This window comes from Neobacillus sp. B24 (assembly GCF_055381825.1).
On record NZ_AP035777.1, the window covers coordinates 4,870,678 to 4,896,194 of the forward strand.

Sequence of the window (25,517 nt, forward strand, 5' to 3'; positions counted from 1 at the left end):
ATTGTATATCCTATGGTGAACTGCCCCTTTGGGTGTCCGGTGTCGAAATATTTCCCATTTTCATGTCCAAACAGTTACATTTTTCACACGTTCCGTGCGTTATAGTGGACAGGAATCTATGAAAAAGGGGGGCTTTTTTTGAAAGACAAACGCATCCTATCCGTTCTATCAACCACTTTTCTGGCAGCCAGCTTATTGGCCGTGCCAACGCCGGGACTCGCTGGACCGAAATCTCCACCCACATCACAAGCTCCAGCAGACTATCAAATTGAATCTACTAAACTATTAAACCATCAGGGACAGGGAATCAAGATTGTCAGGGATTCCTACGGGGTTCCACATATCTATTCCGAAACAGACACTTCTCTGTTTTTCGGGGTCGGCTATGCAACCGCTGAGGACAGGCTATGGCAGGCGGAGCTGTCGCGTATCGTTGCCAGCGGGCGAATGGCCGAGTTTTTCGGAGGCACACCAGCAAATATTGGACAAGACCAGGTGATCCGCCGCGACGGCTACACGGATGAAGAAGCACTAGCTCAATTTGCCAAGCTGCCGGACTATGTCAGACGCGGTCTTCAGGGCTATATCGACGGAATCAATCATTACATAGAAACGACACCAACGGCGGCACTTCCTCCTGAATTTCGCGGCCAAAAACCGGCCAAATGGACAATTGTTGATTCTTTGAAAGTACAGCAATTGATGGTGCGAAGGTTTGGCGAAAGTGGCGGTGGTGAACTAAACAATTTCGCACTTCTAACGAAGCTGCAGCAGAAATTTGGCCCCGAGAGAGGTCTTGAAGTATTTGGAACGGTTTATATGAAAAATGATTCCGATGCTCCGGTCTCGCTTTATACTGGCGCGGATAAATCAGTAAAGAAAGCCTCCAAGCTTGATGTGAGCAACTTTCCGAACAGCGAAAAGGTGGCCGTCCAGCTCGAAAAGGAACAGCAAATGAAGCTCGATATTGAAAAGGCCTACGGTTTCCCGCATAAAGGCGGCAGCAATGCCTGGGTGGTCAGCCCATCGCGCAGCGCCTCAGGCGGAACCCTCCTTCTTGGCGGTCCGCAAATGGGATATTCCGTGCCACAGATTTCCCATGAAGTCGGCATCCATGGTGCGGGTTACAATTCGGTCGGGATGGCGTTTGCCGGTGCTGGCCCGATTCCACTTATCGGGCGCGGCAACGATTTTGCCTGGACAACCACGACTGGCTATGGCGACCAAATCGATACATTTGTTTTAAAAATAAACCCAGCCAATCCGGAACAGTATTTGTATAAAGGCAAATGGGTGGATTTTGAGGTAAGGACGGAAATCATTAAGGCGGCTGGAGGCAATCCAGTTGAGCTCAAAGTCTACCGCAGCGTGTACGGACCAGTTATTTACAAGGATGCTCAAACCGCCTATACCCAACAACGATCCCATTGGGGCCAGGAAATTCAGGCAATGGTTGGTTTCTATGATTTCAACCGTGCCAGCAATGTGAAGCAATTTGAAGAAGCGACAAAAAAGATCCCAACCTCACACAACTTCCTTTATTCCGATAAACAAGGCAATATCGGCTACTGGATAACCGGGAAAAACGCAATCAGAGCGAATGGCACTGACAACCGCCTGCCGATGCTTGGCGACGGCTCGCAGGACTGGCAGGGAATAAATTCGTTTGAAACCTTGCCGCACGCGATTAACCCGGCTCAAGGGGTTGTGGCCAACTGGAACAACAAGCCAAGCGGTGAGTGGGAATACACGGAGCAGGCATTTGGGCCAACCCATCGGGCCAAATTCATCCTTGACCAGCTTGGCGGGCTGGATAAAGTTTCATGGTCCGACATGGAGGCCATTAATAAAAAAGCCGGCCATATTGAGTTGAATGCTTATTTCTTTAAGGATTTACTTTTAGAAAAATTGGGGTCTGTAGAAGGTTTGTCAGCTGACGTCAAGCAAGGCGCTGCACTGGTGGAGAATTGGGATGGGTACCAATGGGATGACAATAAGAATGGACTTTACGACAGCCCGGGCTTGACCATTTTTAGAAGCTGGTTTGATAAGGTAAAAGCTACAGTATTCACGGAATTAAACGGAATCGGCGGAAACTCGAATGACCTGCTGTACCATGTACTAAAGTCTGACGGAAATGAACTGGCGGATACGTACAGCTTCCTTGGGCAGCTGGATTTGAACAAGATTGTTCGGGACAGCCTACAATACATTGTGGGAAATCCAGCAAAAGCATACGAAGGTAAGCCGCTGGACCAATGGCTGACACCGGCCGCAAACATAACCTTCCAGCAGCAGGGTGCCCGAGGTGTGGACCCGATTCTTTACATGAACCGCGGCACCTACAACCAAATCGTTGAGTTCTCTAAAGTTCAAACAAAGAGTGTAAATATCATGCCGCCTGGCCAAAGCGGTAATCCGTTTTCGCCGCATTTCGACGACCAACGGATTCTGTATGCTAACTGGGAGTACAAACCGATGACTCTCGACATTTTGAAGCCTAATAAGAAATAGGTTTATATGAGCCTCCTTCGGGTGTGAAGGAGGCTTTATTGATGCTTGTTTACTGTTTGAATTATGTGTATAGAAGCAGTTAAAGTTGATTTTAGAAGCGTTCACTGCTCCAATATGCTTTATTGGCGTAGTCGAGGCCACTTTTCTTGGCGTTTACTACGCCAATAACTTCTATTGGCGCAGTCACAGGCGCTTTTTGAGGCGTTCACTGCTCCAATGGGCATCATTGGCGTAGTCGAGACCACTTTTCTTGTGGCTTACTACGCCAATAAGCCCCATTGACGTAGTCGGGGGCCTTTTTCTTGGCGCTCACTGCGCCAAGAATCCTAATTAGCGACTGTCTCCTCTAACACTTCCTTAGTGTCCACCCCAAGTGGACAAAACAGGCAATTTGTCCACGGATGGTGCCTGACACCAATTACCGTGACACCCATTACCGCATATACACCATTACTCATCTTTAAAACGTGCATATTGTAGTATTCCGTCAGCGACGCCGTTGAGGAGGGCTCTCAGGTATTCCGGGTTAGAGAGGTTTTTGTCTTCGGCTGGGTTGGTCATGTAGCCCATTTCAATTAAGGTGCTAGGAACCTGGGACCAGTTGAAGCCGGATAGGTCGGATCGGAATTTCACTCCGTTGACTTTTACTTCCGGGTCATTCTTTGCCTGCTGAATGATAAATTGCGAGGCTTGCAGGCTGTCCTGGTAGATTCCTCCGGTATATGGGCTGGTTTCCGCCGGCGTTAATACTGACAACCCGCTGACATTATGATCCGTTGCCCCATCCGCATGAATTCGAACAAACAGATCCGCCCCGGATTGATTCGCCATTTCCGCCCGTTCCCGATTACTAATATCGACATTATGGGTGGTCCTCGTGTACATCACCTTTACCCCGTTTTCCTCAAGCAACTTCCCCAACATGAGTGAGGCCTCCAACGTCAAAACATATTCCGGCTTTCCCGTAGCCACTCCTGTTGTCCCGCCCGAAACCTTTATTTTCGTTTCCGAAGCGCCAGGTCCGACCGGCTCCTTTTCAATGTTTGCCCTTAATTGGTGGCCCGGGTCAATGACGACCAAAAAGTCACTCAATCCGCTGCTCTCGTTATTTTCATTGGATGGTATCTTTTTCATCGTGGCAGAGCTGTCCGCCTGGGATTCCTCTGCCCTAGCAGCTGCCTCTTCTGTATCACCCTTTTGTGGAATTCCCTCTGTTGGCTTTTCCTCAGAATCCTCCTTGTTCACCTTCTCGGTTTTAACAGCTGTCTTCTGTGGGCTGGATTTATCTGCCCCACTTCCATTAAAAATTATATATAACGGGACTAATGCCAGCAGAATAATGATAACAATCCCCATTTTAGCTTTATTAAGCCTCACCATACCAACTCCAAATCTGAAATCTCGTAAATGTTAAATTCGTCAGTTTTCATCTTTATCCTACCCGAATCCACAAAAAAATAGCATGGGTCATCTATCCTAACCCATGCATGCAATAGAACTTATTGCCTACCCTGCCTTATAGCCCCGGCCCATCATTTCATGAACATTATGGATCGTGACATAGGCCTTCTCATCGATTTCGCGCACCAAATTTTTCAATTGGACGATTTCCTGCTTGTTGATGACGATATAGAGTACGTCCTTTTTCTGTCCGGTGTAGCCCCCATGTCCGTCCAATACCGTGAGGCCGCGTGACATTTTTTCCGTAATCATCGCAAGCACTTGTTCAGGAGAGTTGGAAATAATTAATACCGCAACCCGCTCATCCAGCCCTTCTACGATAAAGTCAATTGCCTTCGCCCCGACATAGACCACAAGCAAAGTGTACATCGTTTTTTCCAAGCCAATGATAAAAATCGATCCTGCGACGACAACGATATCCATGACCAGCATCGCCTTGCCGATGCCCCAGCCAAAATATTGGTTCGCCAGCTTAGCAAGGATCGTTGTACCGCCTGATGAACCCCCAGCCCGAAAAATCAGTCCCAAGCCAGCCCCCACCATCAGCCCGGCAAACAGCGAAGCTAGCAGCATATCATCCGTCAGCTTTCTCCCGATATCTTCTGTTAAGAACAACAACCCGGAACTGACCGCAAGGGTAATAATCGTGTAGACAAAGGCTCTTTTTTCAAAAAATTTATAGCCAATCGCGAGCAGTGCAGCATTGATCACAAAGTTAACGACCCCCGGGGACCAGCCAAATAAATAATAGGTAACGATAGTAATCCCCAAAATACCGCCTTCGGAGAGCTCGTTTGGTATTGTGAAATAATTTACTCCTAGCGCAAAAATAAGGGATCCTATGAATATATACAATAAATCTTTCAATGTTTTCGTCATGGTACCAATCATCCTTTTCTTAACCCGGCAGTTAAATATTATTCTATAACAATACATGGAATTGTCCACAGAAATTACCGGCCCCTCGTATATATTAACGCGTTACCATAATATCCCGGTATTTTGACCCATGACTTCCTTCCCTTACACAATAATGGAAATTTTTTTATTATTATGAAGGATATCCCCGTAAATTCTTTATTAAGAACGAAAATTGTAGTGGGCTGCTTATTTTTAGTAAAGCTGCCTAGTTTTAATTCTTTTTAGGGGGGATTTTTCGACTATTTTTTTTAAAAAAACTAGATTACTAGGATGGTGAAACAGGTTGAAGAAAAGACAAATCCGCAGTGCCAAGAAATTCTTGTCGACATCACTAGCAGTAACACTTCTCGCAGCTCCATTCTTTTCAGGTACACAGGTTAAAGCAGCAGCAGGAAAAAGCCCAAATGCAGGTAAAAAGGACCCTGTAGTAGAGCTCCGGCTGATGGAAACAACGGACCTACATACAAATATTCTAAACTATGATTATTACAAAAATGCCGAATACTTGAAGGTCGGGATGGCTAGTACGGCTGCACTAGTCAACGAGGCCCGCGCTGAAGCAGAAAACAGCATGCTGGTCGATAACGGTGACTTGATTCAGGGAACACCGCTCGGCACGTATTTTGCAAAAATTGAACCGTTAAAAGACGGGCAGGTTCACCCTGTTTTCAAGGCCATGAACCAGATGGGCTATGATATAGCCACCTTGGGAAATCACGAATTTAACTATGGACTCGAATTTTTGGACGAGGCTTATGATGATGCGAATTTCCCGTATGTGAATGCCAACGTTTATGTCGATGACCATGACAACAATCCGAATAACGACAAAAACAAATTTACTCCATATCGGATTATGAATAAAAAAGTTGTCGATGAGAATGGGAAAAAGAGAGTAATCAAGGTTGGGTTCATTGGCTTTGTACCACCGCAAATCAATGATTGGGACAAGGCCAATCTCGATGGAAAAGTGGTCACAAAGGGTATCGTGGAAACAGCAAAGAAGTTCATACCGCAAATGCGTGAAGATGGAGCTGATTTGGTTATTGCGATGACGCACTCCGGCTTCAGCGGCAATAAAGACAATACGGAAGATGTTATCTATGCGTTAAGTAAGGTGGATGGCATTGACGCAATTACCTTCTCGCACACTCATAAACTATTTCCGGCAAAAGACGTGAAATCTTTGGATGCCTTGTTTAAAGGTGCCGATGGCAATCCTCTTCCGGGCGTAGATAATGCTAAAGGAACCATTAACGGCGTTCCAGCAGTACAGGCCGGTTATGGCGGCGGTTCACTCGGTATCATTGACCTTGACCTTGTAAAAATTAAAGGCAAATGGTCGGTAAAAGATTCCCAATCTTTAACCCGCGAAATTTCTGAGGTTAAGCCAGTCCAATCCATTGTTGATGCGGTAAAGGCCGATCATGAGGCAACTATCAAATATGTGAACACCCCGATTGGCACAACAACTGATGATATATACAGCTATTTTGCGCTGGTGCAGGATGACCCATCCATCCAGGTTGTTACAGATGCACAAAAATGGTATGTGGAAAAATACATCTCACAGAGCAAGCCTGAATACAAAGACCTGCCAATCCTGTCTGTCGGTGCACCGTTCAAGGCTGGCCGTAATGGCGTTGCCGAGTACACGGAAATCAAGAAGGGCGATTTAACGATTCGCAGCGCTGGAGATCTATACCTATATGACAATACGTTAAAAGCCATTAAGGTAAAAGGCTCCGTCGTTAAAGAATGGATTGAAATGTCGGCTGGCAAGTTTAATACAATTGACCCGACTAAAACAGAAGAACAGCCTTTATTAAATGGGGGCTTCCCTGTTTACAACTTTGATGTCATTGACGGGGTCCAATATCAAATTGATGTGACCCAAGCACCCAAATATGACCCAGCCGGCAATCTGATTAACCCCGATTCCAGCCGTGTCGTAAACCTTACTTATAAGGGTACACCAGTAGATCCTGAACAAGACTTTATCGTGGTAACCAACAACTATCGCGCTGGCGGCGGTGGAAACTTCCCTGGTGTGAAAGGAAGCGAAATGGTTGTTGACTCCGCAGATGAGAACCGTCAGATTTTAATGGGTTATATTACAGAAAAGAAAGAAATTACACCAACTGCTGATGGAAACTGGTCGATTGCCCCAATCGTTGGGGATGTCAACGTAACGTTCACATCTTCACCAGAAGGAGCAAATTATCTTAAAGAAGGAAGCAATATTTCGTACACAGGCGAAACGGACGGTACCGGCTTTGGCATTTACAACTTGGATTTAAGTGTCGATCCTGTAAAGGTCCAGCTGCTTGGCATGAACGACTTGCATGGTCAGCTTGATACCGATACAACTGTTGGCGGGCGTCTTGCAGGCAGCATGGAGTATACTGCTGCAGCGATTCGGGAGCGTGAAGCAACGAACGAAAACACTTTGCTTGTCCACGCTGGTGACATGATTGGCGGCAGCCCGCTGATTTCAGCGCTTTTTCAAGACGAGCCTACAGTAGAGGTCATGGAATCTTTAGGATTTGACGTCGGTACCTTGGGAAACCATGAGTTTGATGAAGGGATTACCGAGCTGCACAGAATGATTGACGGCGGCGAGCACCCTGACGGAAAAGGTACAGAAGGCTATGACGGGATGAACTTCCCGATTGTTGCTGCAAATGCTTTTGATAAATCTACAGGTGAATTGATCACTTCACCTTATGTTGTGAAAGAAGTTGGCGGAGTCAAGATCGGCTTTATCGGGGTTATTACACAAGAGACCCCAAATATGATTGTGACAAAAGGAAACGAGAATTTGCAGATTACTGATGAAGCAGCAGCCATCAATAAGTATACGGCAGAACTAAAGGACCAAGGCATCGAGGCAATTGTTGTTCTTGCCCATAACCCTGCCGCTCAAGACGGTTACACGGATTTATTCGATGCTTCCAAAATCGCGGAATCGGTTGATGATGAAGTCGATGTTATTTTTGCAGGTCACAACCATGTTTACAATGATAAAGTTGTTGACGGCAAATTAATTGTTCAAGCCTATTCTTATGGTTCTGCTTTTTCAGATGTTGATCTTGTGATTAACCCAGAAACAGGCGATATCGTGAAAAAAGAAGCAGAAATCGTCACAGTTTATCAGTCTGACTACACTCCAGACCCTGCTGTTACGGCGATTATGAAAAAGTACGAAGACAAAATTGCACCAATAAAAGCTGAGATTGTTGGAAACTCACATACATCTTTAGTAAAGTCTTACCCTGTAACGGAGGCTGTTGGTGACAACGGTCTTGGTAACCTAATCGCAGATGGAATGAAAAAAGCGATGAATTCTGATTTTGCATTAATGAACGGCGGTGGAGTTCGTGCCAACCTTGATGCCGGGGAAGTCACCTTTGGGGATTTATTCGCGATTCAGCCATTCGGGAATGTGTTGAATAAAGTTAACCTTAGTGGTGCAGATTTGGAACAAGTTTTAAACAATCAAATTACCGACCGCGGGCTTGACTTCCATATCGCCGGGTTTAAGTATACGTTCACCTATGACGACGCTGCGAAAACCGGCAAAGTTGTCGACATCTTCTTGCCGGATGGAAGCAAGATAGATCCCAACAAGGAATATTCTGTGGTTGTGAACAACTATATGTACGGAAATGTTAAATACGGTATCGGTACCCTTTCTACAGGGTTAGAAGTAGGACCAGAGGATCTACAGGCAACTGTGGACTACGTTAAGACACTTCCAAGCCCATTTGAATACAAAGCTGAAGGCCGGATTCAAAAAGTAACACCATAAAAAAGCTTGAAAGAAAAACGCCAAGTCCCTTTACATAAGGATTTGGCGTTTTCTTTTGCCCTTGCGTGGCAGGCTGTCATTCTATGGTTTTTTCTTAGGGATGAACTTGAAAATTTCCTCCGACTCAAAGCTGTCGACGAGACGGTTGAGCCAATCGTAGTATTCAAGGGCAGCTGTCAGCTTTTCAATATCCATCCGTGCCTTCTCTTTAACCTCTTCATCTACCTGTTCGTCCTGGATAAGGTGCTGCAAGTCGGCACGCGACTTTTCCATGGCATGCACATTGATGGAGATACCGTTTCGCCATTTAATGGTGAAGAAATCGATAAAGGTTTGATACCAATCCGGTTCTGCTTGGTACAGATCCTTCCTGACACCCTTTTTCCATACCTTATCGACCATTTTCAAGTCAAGCAGGCTGCGGACGGAAGTGCTCATACTTGTCTTGCTCATTCCTAGTTCTTCTTTCATATCATCAAGTGTCATCGGAGCTTCTTGAAAATATAAAGCCCCATACAAGCGGCCAATGGATTCAGTAACTCCGTATAAATTCATATTTTGAGAGATTGCGTCAATCACCCGTTCACGGGCTTCTTCTAGCCTTTTTTCTCCATTCATCAATTTTCCACACCCATTTCATATACGTGTCCTTTACTAGACTATCATGATTATTTCAAAAGTAAAGACGTCAGTTGGGGAGGAAACGAGAGGATTTAAGAGTAATTCTAAGAATAATTAGAATTTATACTGTACAGTTTTATCTGTACGTACAATATGAACGGAAATAAGTAATTTCCAACATTGCCAATACTAACCAATATCAAATAAAATAGTAAGATCAGGGTGGTTTTCAACCAATAAATACCAGTTGGTGTCAGGCACCACAAAAGGACAAATTCCGCGTTCTGTCCACCCTGGGCGGACACACACATTAGGTTGCCTACCAGTGTCCGCCCCAGATGGACAAATTGGGCGATTTGTCCACGGATGGTGCCTGACACCATTTGCTGTATAAGGAAGGTGAATAGATGAAGAAGATTGAAGTCAGAGATGTGACAAAGGTGTTTGGGAGGTCGAAACGGGCGCTTCAGCTTCTTAGTGAGGGGGAGTCGAAGCAGGAGATTCTCCGGAAGACGGGGGCGACTGTTGGGGTGAGCCGGGCGAGTTTCACAGTGGAGGCTGGCGAGATTTTTGTGATTATGGGCTTATCAGGAAGCGGGAAGTCTACCCTGGTCCGCCTGTTGAACCGCTTAATTGAGCCAACCTCAGGTAAGATACTGATCGATGGCAAGGATATTGTCAACATGAACAAGGAACAGCTTCGCGACTTGCGCCGTAAGAAAATCAGCATGGTGTTCCAAAAATTTGCGCTCCTCCCCCACCGCACTGTCTTGGAAAACACTGAGTATGGCCTTGAGGTTCAAGGTGTTCCGAAGGAAACACGCCAAGTCAAAGCGAAGGATGCCTTAAAGCTTGTCGGCCTTGATGGCTATGAACACCAATATCCGCAGCAGTTGAGCGGCGGTATGCAGCAGCGCGTAGGGCTCGCCCGCGCACTGGCCAATGATGCTGACATTCTCCTCATGGACGAGGCCTTCAGCGCCCTCGACCCGCTGATTCGCAAGGACATGCAGGATGAATTGCTTGAGCTCCAGTCAAAAATGAAGAAAACGATTGTGTTCATCACTCATGACCTGGATGAGGCACTCCGAATCGGGGACCGTATTGCCCTGATGAAAGATGGCTGTATTGTCCAAATCGGCACCCCTGAGGAAATTCTGATGAACCCTTCAAACGACTATGTTGAGAGATTCGTAGAGGATGTTGACCTATCCAAAGTTCTTACCGCCGGCCATGTCATGAAACGGGCGGAATCTGTTCAAATCGACAAGGGCCCAAGAGTAGCACTGCAAATCATGAAAGAACTAGGAATCTCGAGTGTTTATGTCGTTGATAAAAAGAAAACCCTGCTCGGGGCCATCACCGCTGCTGACGCCAAAGAGGCACTCGACCGCCGGGATGGGCTACAAAACATTCTCCAACCTGAGGTCCTCACGGTCACGCCAGATACCGTCCTAACCGACTTATTTGATAAAGTGTCTACGGCCGTCATTCCGGTTGCCGTCACAGATGAGAACAATCGCCTTCAGGGAATCCTGGTCAGGGGGGCTGTCATCGGCGCACTTGCCGGCAATAGTGAGGAACGGAATCATTTTTCAAAAGTAAATTCTGAAGTTGCTGCAACGGAGGTTGATAACCTATCAGAAGTCGCTGCCATGAACCCTTCTCACAGAAACAATACTGCAAGAAATTCTGAGGATAGCCATGGCGGCAATTTTCCAAGAGACATAAAAAATACTCCCCCGCCACAGGCTCATGACACAAAAATCAAGGTCAATCTGTCGGCTAAGCCTGCCGATGACGCAGACCAGGAGGTGAACTAAATGGAAAATTGGCTGCCAAAACTGCCGATTGCCAAATGGGTGGATGCGTTGGTCAATTGGCTGACTGTGAACCTCGAAGTCGCCTTTGACGGGGTCACCGACGTTCTGGAGGCGCTTGTGGAAGGAATGGTCACCGGGATGGGCTACATACCATCTTACGTGTTTATGATTCTATTAACCTTGCTAGCCTGGAAAATTTCAAACAAAGGAATTGCACTTTTTACCTTTATCGGTTTGTTCTTAATCGCCAATCTCGGTTACTGGGATCCGATGCTCGAAACACTGGCACTCGTGCTCGCTGCTGTCGTTATTTCCGTTTTAATTGGGATTCCAATGGGAATTTGGGCATCACAGAAACCATCGGTCCGGCAAGTGGTCACACCGGTGCTCGATTTCATGCAGACGATGCCGGCGTTTGTTTACCTTATTCCGGCGATTTTCTTCTTTAATATTGGGGTTGTTCCGGGCGTTGTCGCATCCGTCATTTTTGCAATGCCGCCAACCATTCGCCTGACGATTCTCGGCATCCGCCAGGTTCCGGCCGATATTATTGAAGCGACCGAAGCATTCGGTTCGACCACCAGCCAGCGCCTTTTGAAGGTGCAGCTGCCGCTGGCGATGCCGACAATTATGGCCGGTATTAACCAAAGCATCATGCTCGCCCTCTCAATGGTCGTCATCGCCTCAATGGTCGGGGCGCCAGGACTTGGTGCCGATGTATACCGGGCCGTAACACAAATTCAAATCGGTAAAGGATTCGAAGCTGGCCTGGCAATCGTCGTGATTGCTATCATTCTCGACCGGCTGACGCAAAACATTGGAAAAAACAAAAACCAAGGAGGAACTGCCTAAAAATGAAGAAAAAATGGGGACTACTGTTATCTGCTGCATTATTGACAATGGGACTAGCCGCCTGCGGCTCAGAAAAAACCGAGGGTGGTTCGGGCTCGGATAAGGCTTCCTCTGTCGGCGAAAGCGTCGATTACGAAATTATCGGGATTGACCCTGGTGCCGGTCTAATGAAGGCTACTAACAAAGTCGTTGAGGAATATGGCTTGGATGACTGGACGCTTGTCGAAGGTTCAGGTGCGGCGATGACCGCGGCGCTAAAGAAAGCCTATGACAAAAAAGAGCCAATTATCGTCACAGGCTGGACACCACACTGGATGTTCGCCAGCTTTGATTTAAAATACCTGGAAGACCCTAAGGGTGTGTATGGACAAGAAGAAACGATTAACACAATAGTGAGAACAGGATTAAAGGATGATCTTCCGGAAGCGTATCAGGTTCTTGACCAGTTCAACTGGACACCGGATGATATGGCAGTGGTGATGAATGAGGTCCAAGACGGCACTGAGCCTGAAGATGCTGCGGCAAAATGGGTCGAAGACAACGCCGATAAGGTGGCTGAATGGACCGATGGCGTTTCGAAAGTTTCCGGTGATAAAATCACCCTTGGTTACGTAGCCTGGGACAGTGAAATCGCCAGCACCAATGTAGTCGGGAAAGTCCTTGAGGGTCTCGGCTATAAGGTGACTCTACGACAAGTCGAAGCTGGCCCGATGTGGACCGGCGTTGCCGATGGAAGCCTTGATGGCATTGTTGCCGCCTGGCTGCCGTCAACCCACGAAGATTACTATAAAAAGTATAAAGGTAAATTTGAAGACCTCGGCCCGAACCTAGAGGGGACAAAGCTTGGGCTTGTTGTGCCAGCGTATATGGACATTGATTCCATTGAGGATTTGAAATAACACGAAAAAAAGGGAACGAAGACCGCCTTCGTTCCTTTTTTCCATAAAAATTATTGGGTTAAATCAATCGAATATTTTGCAAAACCACCGGATGACGGTCCGATATAGCGGATGTTTTCCAGTTTTTCTGCAAAGGTTTTTGCCTTTGGCGACGAGTCAAACACTGGTGTGACCGTACCTTGGAATTTCGCCAGCGACCAGTTTTGGTCAGCGGATGGGTTGATGGTTTTGTTATTCTGAATGTAGTTGGTGATAATCTGCCGGTTTTCATCAGGTGACTCCAGAATGACCTGCCCTTTGCTGACGCCAGGGAAGGTCTTGCTTGTGGCACGGTAATTGTTTGTCGCGACAATAAACTGCTGCTCCGGCGAGACTGGTTTGCCTTGGTAGGTCAGGTTGACGACCCGGCTTGTATTTGCATTCACGACATTGCCGTTTCGGTCGTATTTCGCTGGTTTAGTCACATCGATTTGATACTGGACCCCATCAATAATATCAAAGTTATAGGATGGGAAGTCCGGATTAATCAGCTGCTGCTCACCGGTTTGCGCCGGGTTGAGCTGATTAAATTGCCCCGCGCTCATTTCGAGCCATTCCTTCAGCTGGGCTCCGTTTATCAACACGGCTTGCAAGGTGTTCGGATACAGATACAAGTCAGCGACGTTTTTGACTGCCAGTGTTCCGGCCGGAATATCGGTGTAGTAATCTGGGCCGCCGCGCCCGCCCGCCTTGAATGGCGCTGCTGCTGAAAGAACAGGGACTCCGGCATATTTGCTATACGTCGGATCTTTTAATTTTTCCACCAAATATTCGGTCTGGGCATTATTGACGATTTGCACAGACGGGTCATCCTGTACCAGGGCGAAATAGCTGAAAATTGGTGCCGTTGTTTCGCCGATTGGCTGGCTGACATACTTAATCGTACCTTCATGCTCCGGTAAAATTTCCTTCATTAATGCTTCGTCGGCAGCGACGAGCGACTTCCCTGCCGCATCGGCAATTGGACGAAGTGCCCCAGTGCCATTCGTGACAGCCCATTTTCCTCGTGTTTTTTGCAGCGTCAGGTCGATAACTCCCAGATGGCTTCCGAACGACCCCGCCATGACGACTGGTTTGCCGTTAATCGTACCTTTTTCAAGATTGGTATTTGGCAGGCTGGCATACAGCGGTCCTGGGAACAGGTTATGCGAATGCCCTGTCAGGATGGCATCAATGTCTTTGATTTCTGTTAAGTAGTAAGCGGCGTTTTCCATGTCAGGACGGTACGGCTCGGCGCTGATTCCGGTATGCGCGAGGGCGACAACCACGTCGGTACCCTTCTTCTTCATTTCCGGAATATATTTCTTCGCCGATTCGACAATCGATTTAGTGATGACCTTGCCTTCAAGATTGGCTTTATCCCATTCCATGATTTGCGGCGGGACAAAACCGATGACCCCTACCTTGATGACATGGTTTTTGCCTTGTTCATCTACGACCTTTTTATTAAAAATGGCATACGGTTCAAAGTACGGCTTGCCGGTTTTGGCATCGTAAACATTGGCATTGACGACCGGCATTTTTGCGCCTTTCAGGGCTTGGTTCAAAAAGTCGAGGCCATAATTGAATTCGTGGTTGCCCACGGTAGTACCATCATAGTTAAGGTGATTGAAGGACCTTGTTACTGGGTGAACTTCGTTGCCTTTAAGCCCCTTTACCTTGGCGACATAATCGCCGAGCGGGTTGCCCTGGATATTGTCACCGTTATCAAACAGCAGCGAATTCTTGACTTCGTCCCGCGCTTGCTTGATAAGGGTGGCAGTTTTCACCAAGCCCACCTTGTCATCCTGCTTTGTTTGATAATAATCATAATTCGCCAAGTGGACATGAATGTCCGTTGTCTCAAGTATGCGTAATTGAACTGTCGGATCCTCCCTTTGCGCCTTGGCATGTGTCGGGAAAAGCTGCGCCGCCAGCTGCCCCGCAATGATAAATAAAGCCACGGCCAAAAACCGCACCTGCTTCATTTTCATAAAGAAACCTCCCTTACTGACATAAAATCACTCAAACCACATTTATTATCTGTAGTGTGATGAAAAATATGACAGAAAAGGGAGGAATTCATAAAAGTGTTAGTGTCCACCGTACGCGGACAAATGTCCACAGCTGGTGCCTGACACCAAATGCCAAATTATCCCAAATACATCTCTATTATGCGCCTGGCGGGCGGTTTTCGAAGTCGTAGTCGACTGGGCCTGGTGCTACTCTAGCATTTTCGAGTGCCGGCGTATCCGGACGTGCGATTTGGTAGACGGAGGCTCCGACAATTTCGGCTACTTGTTGTAGTTTGTTTTTGTCAATATGCTCAATGGTGTCCGTTGGTTTATGGTACCATGGCTCCAGCGGTGAGTGAATGAATAGGGCTGCCGGAATGCCAAGCAGATGGAATGGTTCGTGGTCACTGCGTCCCAACTGACCATATGGGATGACTTCACCAGCTGCTGTACGTGCCCCGGCAGCGGAGGCAAGGTCGGTAACTAAATTCTTCTTACCATCAATTGTGTACATGATCAGCCCGCCGGCCGGATTCCCTTCTCCGCCTGCATCCTTACTGCCGATCATATCCATTTGGAAGTGGGCTACGATTCTATCAGCCTCTTCATCGCTTAAAGTACTCGCATAGTGATAGGACCCTAGCAATCCTAATTCCTCCGAACCAAAAGTGACAAAGCGGAGCTCTGTGTCAATTGGTGCATTGGCCATGACTCTGGCAAGTTCTAATACAGCCGAAGTTCCGGATGCGTCATCGTTAGCCCCCGGTCCGCCCGGTACCGAATCATGGTGGGCGCCAATCATAACGACCTGACCGGTATCTTTATTCTTATGAGGCTTCATTTTGGCAATAACGTTATATGAGGTTTTTTCTTCCACTCCTGAACCGGTTACCTTAATTGCCGCGGTGACCGGACCATTTTTCACTTGTTCAACTAGTGATAATCCTTGTGTCCTGGTAATGGCTACTGCAGGAATATTTTGCCCATAAGTAGCTTGACCAAAAGCATTAGACGTGCCAGAGTTATTGTACATAATAACCCCAACCGCGCCCTTATCAAATACATTCTGGACTTTTTCAATAAAGGTTATGTCGCCGCGTTCAATCAGGGCAATTTTACCTTTTACGCTATCCGGAACGGTTCCGGCAAACGCCTTACCTACATCCACCACTTCAGCCGTAACCTCGGCACTATATGAACCAGAGAAAACATATGGTTTTAAGTCCTGCCCGCCAATCATGAGGGATCCTGATACATTATTTCTAATTACGGTATAGATCGCAAATGGCTGGATTTCAGTCTCATACCCATACTGCTTAAACTGGCTTGCTATGTAGTCAACGCCAATCTTTTCCCCTTCTGTTCCGGCAGCGCGCGGTTGTGCCGATAGTTTGGCAATTGTGTTATACATGTTGTCCGCACTGATTTTCTTAATAATTTTGTTGTCAAACGCAGTAGCAGATTGTGCATTCGGTGCTCCTGTCGGCCCCGCTGCATAAGCACCATTCACACTTAGCACCAACCCCGCTGTTAATAACGCTGACATCACCTTTTTCCTTTTCATGTAACTCCCCCTATCAATTTTGGTAAGTGTTTCCACTAGATTATTAATGATATTACTAACATAGTAAACTTTAATAGTTTTACAAAAATTGATAGATTTCCAGAATAACTAGTACAAGAGACCCGGAATACTAGTCATTTAATGTCAATCCATGTTGATTAGAAAGGAAATACCAATAAATAAAGGTGATTTTTTCCTAAAAAAGAAAAGAACCCGGTACAAAACTAACTGGTTGTGTTAACTATCGCAAACATTAAAAATGTAATGCAAAATGACCTTGAGATTGATTGGTTTGGCCCTTGTTGATTTTAGTGCGTAATAAATAAGCGGAAAAATTCCGGCTAAATTGGGAAATACCCATATTTCCTTAAAAATAAGAGGAGTTTTTCCGCTTATATGATTCAAATCCTTAGATTTTGCCTTATTTAAAGCAGTTAACCGGAATTTCTCTGCCTATATTCGCTTCTTAAGTACCCCTTATATACATTAGCCGGAAATTCTCCGCCTATTCGGAGAATACAACTAGGTTTGCAAATTTTGTAATTCGCAATCTGAACAAATAGCAATTAAAAACAAAAATAGCAAAGGTATAAACCCTTGCTATTTCTAAATTAATATATTTTGCGATTTCCCTTATTCTTCCACAGCCTGTGCCTTTTTCCGTCTAGCGACCATCACTAGCCCCGCTGCACCTGCGCTAATAAGGGCGATGAAGCCGCCGATGGTGCCGGCAAATAGTGGTTTATTTTCGTAGAGCTGAACTAGCATGCTCTTCTCGGCGATTTCGAATGACAGCTCGCTGACAGTTTCGTTGCCAGCCTCATCGTAGGCGGTCACCTTCACCTTGTATGTCTTTTTCTCGTTGAAGGTTGCCTTAATGACCGGCTGGCCGTTTTCCTCGACTGTCGTGCCATCAAACAGCTCGCCGTTGACAGTGATTTCCTGTAGCATGTCAGCCGGATGGTCGAGATGCATTTTTAGTGTTACAGGGTCATAGTACTTGCCGCCCTCTTTGACACCTTCGTAGATCACCTTTGGCTTCGTCTTATCAATGATAAACTCCACGCTCAGCTGCTGGATATTCCCCGCCTTGTCCTTCACCTCGAAGAACAATACGTGCTTCCCTTCCTTCTTAACGGGAGAGCCAAGCTCATAAGGCTCGCCGTCCAAGGTCAGCGAAATAATATCATACGCACTCATATCTTCGATTAACATCTCTGGAATGATATTTTTGTTAAAATATTTATTCGAAATCGGCTCTTTAAATTTAATCACCGGCTTCGATTTATCAATCGTAAACACAATCGTCCGGCTTGAGAGGTTGTTTGCCTTATCGTAAATCATCGCCTTCAGCACATAATCGGTTTCCTTATCTAGCGTAATGCCATTTTTAAATGGCTGGCCATTCAAGGTCACAGAAGTTCGCGCTGTGTCCAAATAGTCATCGCGATACTCCACTTTTGGCGAAATGTCTTTATTGAAAAAGCCATCCAAAATCCCGTTAATTTCTAAAAACGGCTTCGTTGTATCAAGCGTAAAGCTGATTTCAAGCGTGGCCTCGTTGCCTGCCTTATCGCGAGCGACAACCTTATAGTTGTATACCATTTCCTTTGAAGCAGTTGGAATCTGCCCCAACACATTCGGACCTCCATTTAGGCTAACCGATACAATACTATCCTCCGCCTCATCGAGGACAAACATTGGCGTGAACACTTTATTGATAAACTCTCCGTTTATAAGCGTCCGGCCGTCGCCCTTCATTTTTGGCGTAATCACCGGCTTTGTCTTATCAATCGTAAATGACATCTGTCGGCTGAAGCTGTTGCCAGCTTTATCAGTCGCCTCAACGGTCATCACATACTCGCCCTCTTCACTGAAGTTGTGGGACAGCGTCGCCACCGAATCTCTATAGGTGTTCTGCTCAACCGCGAATCCACCTACCCGATAGGCTGCACCATTTTTCGTTACAGTCACTTTGTTCACATCAAGATTGACATCCTTGATCGTCGCCGTTACACGTTTATCGACATTATAATGCTCGCCATTGTTGACCCCAGTAATTTCAATAGCCGGCTTGACCTTGTCAATCGTGAACGACTTCGCCGCCGTCACCGGACCGTTGCCTGCTTTATCAGTCGCGCCAATCTGAATCGTGTAATAGCCATCCTCCACAAAATCATAGGCAAGCGTCGACAGCTTGGCACGGTTTACCCATTCGCCGATATTGAAACGTTTGCCGTCCTTGGTTGCCGTCAAGTCCACATTGTTGGTTGAAAAATAACGTTCGTCAACTGAAACAGTCACTCCACGTTTGGCATTAGAGTTGAATGAATGGTCTTCCACACCGTTGATGCCAAGCACCGGCTTGGTTTTATCAATAACAAAAGTCAGAGCCGGAAGCACCTTCTCATTACCTGCTAAATCCTTTGTCTTAAAGTTGACTACATACGTACCTTCTTCAGAAAAATTGAACGCTCGGGCTGCCGTAGTTCCGGTTTGCGAAAGCACGCCAACCTTTGCATACGCCTCACCATCCCTTGTTACGGAGAGCGTAGTTGCGCCCAAATCAATATTGCGGTCGGTCAACTTGAACTCCACTGGCATGTCTGTCCGGTAGTGTTCATCGTCACCGACACCGCTGATACTTAGCTCAGGCGTCACTTTATCGACGGTGAATTTAACGGTCTTCACGTCGGCGGCATTGCCCGCTGCATCGACTGCATGGACGGTGACTTCATACTCGCCATCTTCTGCAAAAAATTGGCTTAAGCTCGACTGCTCACCGGTATTGTTCCAGGATCCAAACGAAATTGGTTCCTTCTGACCATCAGCCTCTAGCTTTCTAGTCGCTTCAATACGTACCTGGTTGTTTTCGTAATTTCGCTCGTTCACGGATACTGTTACCGTCTTATTTGTTGCTTCATTATAATAGCTGCCGTTGTCTGCGTTATTAGAAATGGTAATTACCGGCTTCGCATTGTCAATCGTGAAGTGCCAGTCTGCTGAAGCCTCATTCCCAGCCTTATCCTTCGCCTTAACAGAAATCTGATAATCGCCATCCTGATTGAAAAGGTGCTGTAGTGTTGATAGCTCACCGGTATTTTTCCATTCACCGATTTCTGTATAGGCTCCTGGCTGATCGCCACGGCCGATTTTTCGAAGCACGGTAATGTCCACCTGATTGTCGGCAAAATTATGCTCCTTCACAGTAATATTCAAAGTACCATTTTTAACAAAAGCGCCCTTGGCAATCCCTGACAATTGAATGTCCGGCTTGGTGGCATCAATGGTAAACGTCAGGTTCTTCTCAGAAACCCGGTTTGTCGAGTCGGTTGCCGTCAAGATAATTTCATAATCACCCTCGACGGTAAAATCAACGTTCTTCAACGCCTTATTCAACCGTTTATCCTTGACTACATTCAACTTCTCTGTGCTGATGGTTTGCCCATCCCGCTTAATCTCAAGTGTGGCGTTGCGCAGCGTCACATCCGCTGCCTTAATCTCGATATCCTTCAATTCCTGATAATGGCCGCCATTTTGAATATTGGCAATCAGCAATTCCGGTGAATTCCCATCAACTGTAAACGAAATCGACTCAATTTTTGCATCGTTGTCTGCCTTGTCAGTTGCGGCCAATTCTATCGTAAAGTTGCCATCCTCGGTAAAATTGTACTGATTAGAAGCAGTTTCGCCGTTCACCTTGAGCGGAGCTACAGCGTAAGGCTCTTCATCTTTCTTAATCACAAGGTTTATTTTTTCAGGATCAAGGGTCTGGTCGGTAACCGCAATACCGACTCCTTTAACACCTTCCGAATACAATTTATTTTCGACATTGGCGACACTCAGCTTTGGAGCACTACCGTCGATGATAAATGAAAATTTCTTTTCGGTTGGACGGTTATAAGAGTCTGTTGAAGTCACGGTTACATCATAGTCGCCATCCTCGGTAAACTTGTACGTCCAGGCTGCATGCCAAAAATCATACTTCGGTTCGCCAAGTTGGGCTGTGTAATCTTCGCTGACACCATTGAATGTCCGGTTCACCTTAAGTGTTGTCTGAGACAGATTAAAGGTATAGTCGAAAACTGACAACCTTAGTTCCACCGACTTGTAATACTGTTTCTCAATATTATGGCTGATTTCCGGGAATGACTGGTCAATCGTGAAACTTACCGAACGGGTCGTTTCATTGCCGGCACGGTCCCGCGCCTTGATTTCCAGTTCATACAGGCCGTCCTCTGCTGCATCAAGCGCAGCCATCCCTTTATCATCCACGAAGAGCTGATTGTTCAAGCTCACTTTGTTTCCCTTACTATCGGTCCGAGTGCCTGACACCGACGATTTCTGTCTATCAAAATTCCGGTCGGCAATCCCGATATTGATAGTCTGACCGCTGTTGTATTTTTCCTGCAGCGGCTTGCCGTCAACGTCCGTCACATTTACAACCGGCACGGTACTGTCGACCTCAAACTGGATCGGCCCCAGTGTCTGCTGCTTGCCGTTCCCAGGTCCGGATACAACAGCCTCAACGCTATAGTTGCCATCTCCTTCGAAGCTGTAGTCGCTAGTCGCCTCTTTGCCCTTATTAGTCAAAGGCACTTCAGTGGGTTTATCTTCCCCATCCTTTTTCAGCAAAACATAGGCTTCATTAATCGAAATCCCGTTAATCACCTTAAATTGGACGTTTTTCGAACGGGAGAAGCCGGTGTTTTCAATCTTGGTCTGGTGATCGGTATCTGTTACTTGAAACTCCGCATTCTTTTTGTCGATGACAAAACTTGTTGTCTTGACTTCGGCTTGGTTGCTTGCCTTATCGGCGGCTTTCACGGTCACTTCATATTCACCGCTCGTGGTAAATTGGTGCGTTCCTGTATAGACTGTGTCATTTTGCGTCCATACCGGATTAATGCTTACTGGTTCGCCGCTATATTTTTCCTTTACAGAAACCTCAACGGCATCCTTGGAAAAATTAGCCTCGGTAATCTCAATGTTCAGCGTGACATCGTCATTTGTGTCTTGGTTTGCTGATAGGGTGACATCCGGAGCAGTTTTGTCCTTGGTGATGAAAAAATTTGCACTGGACGAATCGATTCCCCAGCTATTCTCTTCATTGATGGCAACAGTAATCTCTACCTTACCTTCAGCTGCTCCCGGAATTTCCACGAGATAGCGCCCGGTGAAGTCTGGATTCTTCAGTTGGGTATAGTTGATTGTTCCTGCGCCAATCACCTTTTCACCTTGCTTGGCTGTTACCTCGAATGGTTTGACATCCGGCAGCGCCTCTCCTTTATGAGTCGTCTGCCATTCCGCATAGTCCTCGCTCAGGTCGACCACAAAGGAAACATTGTCCTTATTGCTGTACCAGTTCTTATCGAACCCGGTATTCATGTTCCAGCCATCCTTCGAATCGACGCTTGGAAAAATGATTCGGTCCTGCTCACCGAATGACAGCGCCTTGCCGCCGAAAATCACAAGCGACACCAGCAGCACGATGGCAAGCGGCGTCAGGTACCACGTTCGTTTTTTTCGATAATGGATTTGTATCCTTTCGACCATTCTTAATCCCCCCCCTAGTGAATGACATTTTGTGAATGTACCACAACAATATCTAGTTCTTTTTTAAAATAAGAATCTTGTGATTCCGTTAAAAGCGTTGTTTCAGATAATAGAGTTGTTTGGTCTGTCAAGATGCCTGTCTCCGACAATAGCGCCGTTTCATCGGCTTCCGATAACAGTGCTGTCTCATCTGTCAGCAACGCAGTCGAGGCAACTTCAGCACCCGCTGTCATCAGGGCCGTTGAAGCAGTACCAGTTTCAGCACCCATCAGCGCTGTCTCTTCCACTGCGTCCTGCTTTCTCAGGACAATCTCATTCGTAATCGGTTTTTCTACCGCTTCTCGTTGCTTATTCCCCATTGAAAACAGCTTGGCAAACCGAAAGCCGAGGAAATCCTCAAGCACTTCTTTTATATTAAGCTTGATAAACACAATAATCGATACAATCAGGGAGATGATGGCTCCGGCAAGGCCGCCATAAAACATAATTTGATATTCCATCTACTCATCTCCTTCTATTGCGCGCTGTTCAAGGTATTAAATCTTCGTGTCAGCTTTTTGTAGCCTTCATCATCTGCAGCACCGTTTAATTGACCTGCCCGGACAAACACGTCCCTTGCCTTGGCATAATTCTTTGCACCCTCATCTGTCTTTGCCTGCTCGATATCAAGCAGCAGGTTGCCGAGCTTCACATAGGCGTTGATTCCGTTTGGATAGCTCTTGAGTGTGTATTCAAGCTGCTCCACAGCCATCCCGTACTCTCCCATTTCCTGATATACCCCGCCAATGGTAACGAGCACTTCTTCTTTATTCGGAACGTTTAAATCTATTAAATTATGAAAATGCTCAACCGCTTCCTCAAAGTCCTTACGGGCCGCCGTTTTATCCTCGGAATTGTTGATACCTCGGCTGTAATAAGCCTGGGCCAGCTTTTGCTGAAAATCAATTTCATACTTGAACTGGAGCTGTTCGTTGTTGATTTTTTCCAGCACCTTCATTGCGCTTTGCACCAGCTCTATCGCTTTCGTATTGGCGTCAGGAATCTGGCCTTTATAGGACAAATAAATGTTGGCCAGCGAATTGTAGTTTTCCACCTTTTTACCATCGTTTGCCAGCTTATCGATATACATTTTAAATTCGCCCAGATCTTTGGCGAATTTTTTATAATCCATATTGAGGTTGGCCATTGTCAGCGCCAGCCCTTGATAGTACTTGACATCAGGTATCGCCTCGGCATCCACCAGTTGAAAATATTTCAAGGCATTTTGATAGTCCTTGTTAACATCAAAATAGGTCATCCCCATTTTGAAGAGAACTTCGTTGTTCTCGTGGGTATTCCCGTATTTATCTGCGATATAGGATTCAATCTTCGCGAGACCCTTGTCGGTTTCCCCGCGGTTAATATAAATATCCAGCAGGTTGATGTAGGCTTCGGAACGCTGCGAATCTACCGTCGTAATTGCCTGCTCGAGCAGCTTGGCCGCTTCAGATGTCTCCCCGTCCATCAGCTTTGTGCCCGCCTGATTGACAAGCGTGATGTAATCATGAAACTGCGTATCCTTCATACCTTTGTAGCCAAATGCTGATGTTCCGGAAAAAATCAAAAACAACACCGCCGGGACAAGGAAAACCGATAATTTTTTCATCAGCTGTTTTTTGTAGCCCTTTGTCAGCTTATTGATATTTTCCAAATCATAGGAGAGCTGCTCGCAGTCCTGATAGCGCAGCTCAGGCTCCGCCTGGGTGCATTTTAAAATAATCTGCTCGAGCCCCTCAGGAAGTGAGAGGTCCCATTCGCGAATCGGGCGCAGTTCAAACGGCGGCTCGTTCAACGTTTTCCCAGTTACCAGGTGGTAGAGCGTCACACCGAGGCTGTAGATATCAGTACGGGAGTCAGTCTGCTTGCCGGCGATCTGCTCCGGTGCTGCATATCCTTTTGTCCCGAGATTCGTCGTATCGGTGGAATTTTCCATTTTAAATTCGCGGGCAATCCCAAAATCGATGAGCTTGATTTTACCTTCGGGCGTCAGCATGATATTATCCGGCTTCATGTCGCGGTAAATAATCGGGTGCGGCTTCCTTGAGTGCAGGTAGCCCAGTACATCTGCAAGCTGTTTCGCCCAATCAATGACCGTTGCAGCTCCAACCTTCTTCTCGCTTTGCAGCTTCTGCTTGAGCGACTCACCCTCGATGTAGTCCATTACCACATAAATGTCGCCTTCGGATTCGATAATGTCATAGATTTTCGGCAGCGCCCCGTGATCAAGCTTCTTCAGCATGTTCGCTTCGACGACCAGGCTGTTAATGAGCAGGTCATTATCACTGTTGCCGCGCTTCCTGATATCCTTGACGACTAGCGACTTGTGGAGCCGGTTGTCCATCGCCAAGTAGACGACGCTCATCCCGCCGCGCCCAATTTCCTTTAATATTTCATATCTGTCATCGATAATCGTGCCAATTCGAATCACGAAAAATTCCTCCGCAACTGTATTCATTCATGCAAAACTATGAAACTTTTACCAAGATGTTTGTCCCCAGGCTTTACCCTACCTTGACGAGTATCGCCGAGATGTTGTCAATTTCCTGGCGCGATTTTGCTAGTTCGATTAGTTCTGTCAGTGTTTTGGTCATCTGCACTTCACTGGCGAACCGTTCTGGCTGCAATTTTTGTTGTATCTCTTGTTCAGAAATTTTATGGTAAAATCCGTCCGTGCACAGCAGGTAGGTCCCTGCTTCTGCCTCTCCTGATGAGATTACGACATTGAGATCCTTTGTAGCGCCAACGCATTGCAGGAGAATATTGCGGCGCGGGTCCTTTTTCGCCTGCTCTTCGGTGAGATTGCCTCGCTCGACCTCGCGGGCCACCAGTGTTTGGTCCTTCGTCAACTGCTGCGTCATGCCGGTCCCGCTGATATGGTAGGCGCGGCTGTCGCCAATTTGAAGGATGTAGCTTTTTGAAAAAATAACGAGGAGCGCCGTTATCGTCGTTCCAAGTTGGGCTTCCTTCAATTCGCCATGTCTATACAGTTTCTCGTTAAGAGCGATGATGCTGGCATTGAGACTGGAGTGCAGCTCTTCCGGCCATGTTTCCGATTGGAGGATGGCTGGCAGCTCCTCGTCAAACCACTCGGCCATACCGCGGACGACCGTTGCGCTCGCCAGTTCACCATCTGCAAGCCCGCCCATCCCGTCACAAACCGCAAACAGGCCCACCTTGCCTTTTGGAGTCACTGCCGTTTTCAACAGCAGTCCATCCTGATTCGTTTTCTTCCGAATCCCGATGTCTGTGTGATATGCAACTTGAAATCTCAATTTGGTTCACCAACTTGTTAATATAGTAAAATGACAGCATTTTCCGGGTTCTATTAGACACTTTGACTCTGGCACCGGGGCGTATTGTCTTATAGAAAGGTTCTATTAGACACTTTGTCTCCGATTCTAGCTCATTTTGTCTTTTAGAATG

Annotated in this window: 14 protein-coding genes; 5 read left to right on the top strand and 9 right to left on the bottom strand. The window is 46.6% G+C overall.

Translation table 11 applies throughout. From position 1 onward, the window contains the following. Window positions 1-138: 138 nt before the first annotated feature. Window positions 139-2,514: a penicillin acylase family protein gene (locus ACZ43M_RS24110; protein WP_464505046.1), complete on the top strand. Its 2,376-nt coding sequence runs from the start codon at window positions 139-141 to the stop codon at window positions 2,512-2,514. Window positions 2,515-2,964: 450 nt separating this feature from the next. Here the strand turns inward: ACZ43M_RS24110 and ACZ43M_RS24115 are convergent, their stop codons facing one another. Then, complete coding sequence (locus tag ACZ43M_RS24115) at window positions 2,965-3,891, bottom strand: N-acetylmuramoyl-L-alanine amidase family protein (RefSeq protein ID WP_464505047.1); 927 nt, start codon at window positions 3,889-3,891, stop codon at window positions 2,965-2,967. A 129-nt stretch (window positions 3,892-4,020) separates the two neighbouring features. Next, complete coding sequence (locus ACZ43M_RS24120; protein ID WP_464505048.1) at window positions 4,021-4,854, bottom strand: YitT family protein; 834 nt, start codon at window positions 4,852-4,854, stop codon at window positions 4,021-4,023. Window positions 4,855-5,179: 325 nt separating this feature from the next. Here ACZ43M_RS24120 and ACZ43M_RS24125 point away from each other — a divergent pair, with 325 nt between their 5' ends. Further along, entirely contained in the window at window positions 5,180-8,707 is a 3,528-nt protein-coding gene (locus ACZ43M_RS24125; protein ID WP_464505049.1) for a bifunctional 2',3'-cyclic-nucleotide 2'-phosphodiesterase/3'-nucleotidase, read from the top strand. Window positions 8,708-8,788: 81 nt separating this feature from the next. Here ACZ43M_RS24125 and cudC read toward each other — a convergent pair whose 3' ends face one another. Further along, the gene (gene cudC, locus ACZ43M_RS24130) at window positions 8,789-9,325 is read right to left on the bottom strand and encodes a choline uptake/conversion transcriptional regulator CudC (protein WP_464505050.1); all 537 of its coding nucleotides are present in this window, start codon (window positions 9,323-9,325) and stop codon (window positions 8,789-8,791) included. Between the two features lie 410 nt (window positions 9,326-9,735). Here cudC and ACZ43M_RS24135 point away from each other — a divergent pair, with 410 nt between their 5' ends. From ACZ43M_RS24135 to ACZ43M_RS24145, 3 genes are read left to right on the top strand one after another with little or no spacing between them, the layout of a single operon-like run. After that, a complete protein-coding gene (locus ACZ43M_RS24135) occupies window positions 9,736-11,151 on the top strand; it encodes a quaternary amine ABC transporter ATP-binding protein (RefSeq protein WP_464505051.1) in 1,416 nt (471 codons plus the stop codon). Next, window positions 11,152-12,003 (top strand): ABC transporter permease, encoded by an 852-nt coding sequence (locus ACZ43M_RS24140; protein WP_464505052.1) that lies wholly within the window; start codon window positions 11,152-11,154, stop codon window positions 12,001-12,003. 2 nt (window positions 12,004-12,005) lie between these two features. Beyond that, window positions 12,006-12,902 carry a glycine betaine ABC transporter substrate-binding protein gene (locus ACZ43M_RS24145; RefSeq protein WP_464505053.1) on the top strand — a complete coding sequence of 299 codons (897 nt, stop codon included), beginning with the start codon at window positions 12,006-12,008 and terminating at the stop codon, window positions 12,900-12,902. Between the two features lie 50 nt (window positions 12,903-12,952). Here ACZ43M_RS24145 and ACZ43M_RS24150 read toward each other — a convergent pair whose 3' ends face one another. From ACZ43M_RS24150 to ACZ43M_RS24175, 6 genes are all read right to left on the bottom strand, one after another. Continuing rightward, a complete protein-coding gene (locus ACZ43M_RS24150; protein ID WP_464505054.1) occupies window positions 12,953-14,908 on the bottom strand; it encodes a bifunctional 2',3'-cyclic-nucleotide 2'-phosphodiesterase/3'-nucleotidase in 1,956 nt (651 codons plus the stop codon). Window positions 14,909-15,092: 184 nt separating this feature from the next. Further along, on the bottom strand, window positions 15,093-16,499 hold the full coding sequence (locus ACZ43M_RS24155; RefSeq protein ID WP_464505055.1) for a M28 family peptidase: 1,407 nt from the start codon (window positions 16,497-16,499) through the stop codon (window positions 15,093-15,095). A 633-nt stretch (window positions 16,500-17,132) separates the two neighbouring features. Further along, window positions 17,133-22,055, bottom strand: a complete 4,923-nt coding sequence (locus ACZ43M_RS24160) for an Ig-like domain-containing protein (protein ID WP_464505056.1) — start codon at window positions 22,053-22,055, stop codon at window positions 17,133-17,135. 14 nt (window positions 22,056-22,069) lie between these two features. After that, a complete protein-coding gene (locus ACZ43M_RS24165; protein ID WP_464505057.1) occupies window positions 22,070-22,555 on the bottom strand; it encodes a hypothetical protein in 486 nt (161 codons plus the stop codon). A 14-nt stretch (window positions 22,556-22,569) separates the two neighbouring features. Beyond that, window positions 22,570-24,522 (bottom strand): protein kinase domain-containing protein, encoded by a 1,953-nt coding sequence (locus tag ACZ43M_RS24170; protein ID WP_464505058.1) that lies wholly within the window; start codon window positions 24,520-24,522, stop codon window positions 22,570-22,572. A gap of 73 nt (window positions 24,523-24,595) precedes the next feature. Continuing rightward, a complete protein-coding gene (locus tag ACZ43M_RS24175; RefSeq protein WP_464505059.1) occupies window positions 24,596-25,366 on the bottom strand; it encodes a PP2C family protein-serine/threonine phosphatase in 771 nt (256 codons plus the stop codon). Window positions 25,367-25,517: the final 151 nt, after the last annotated feature.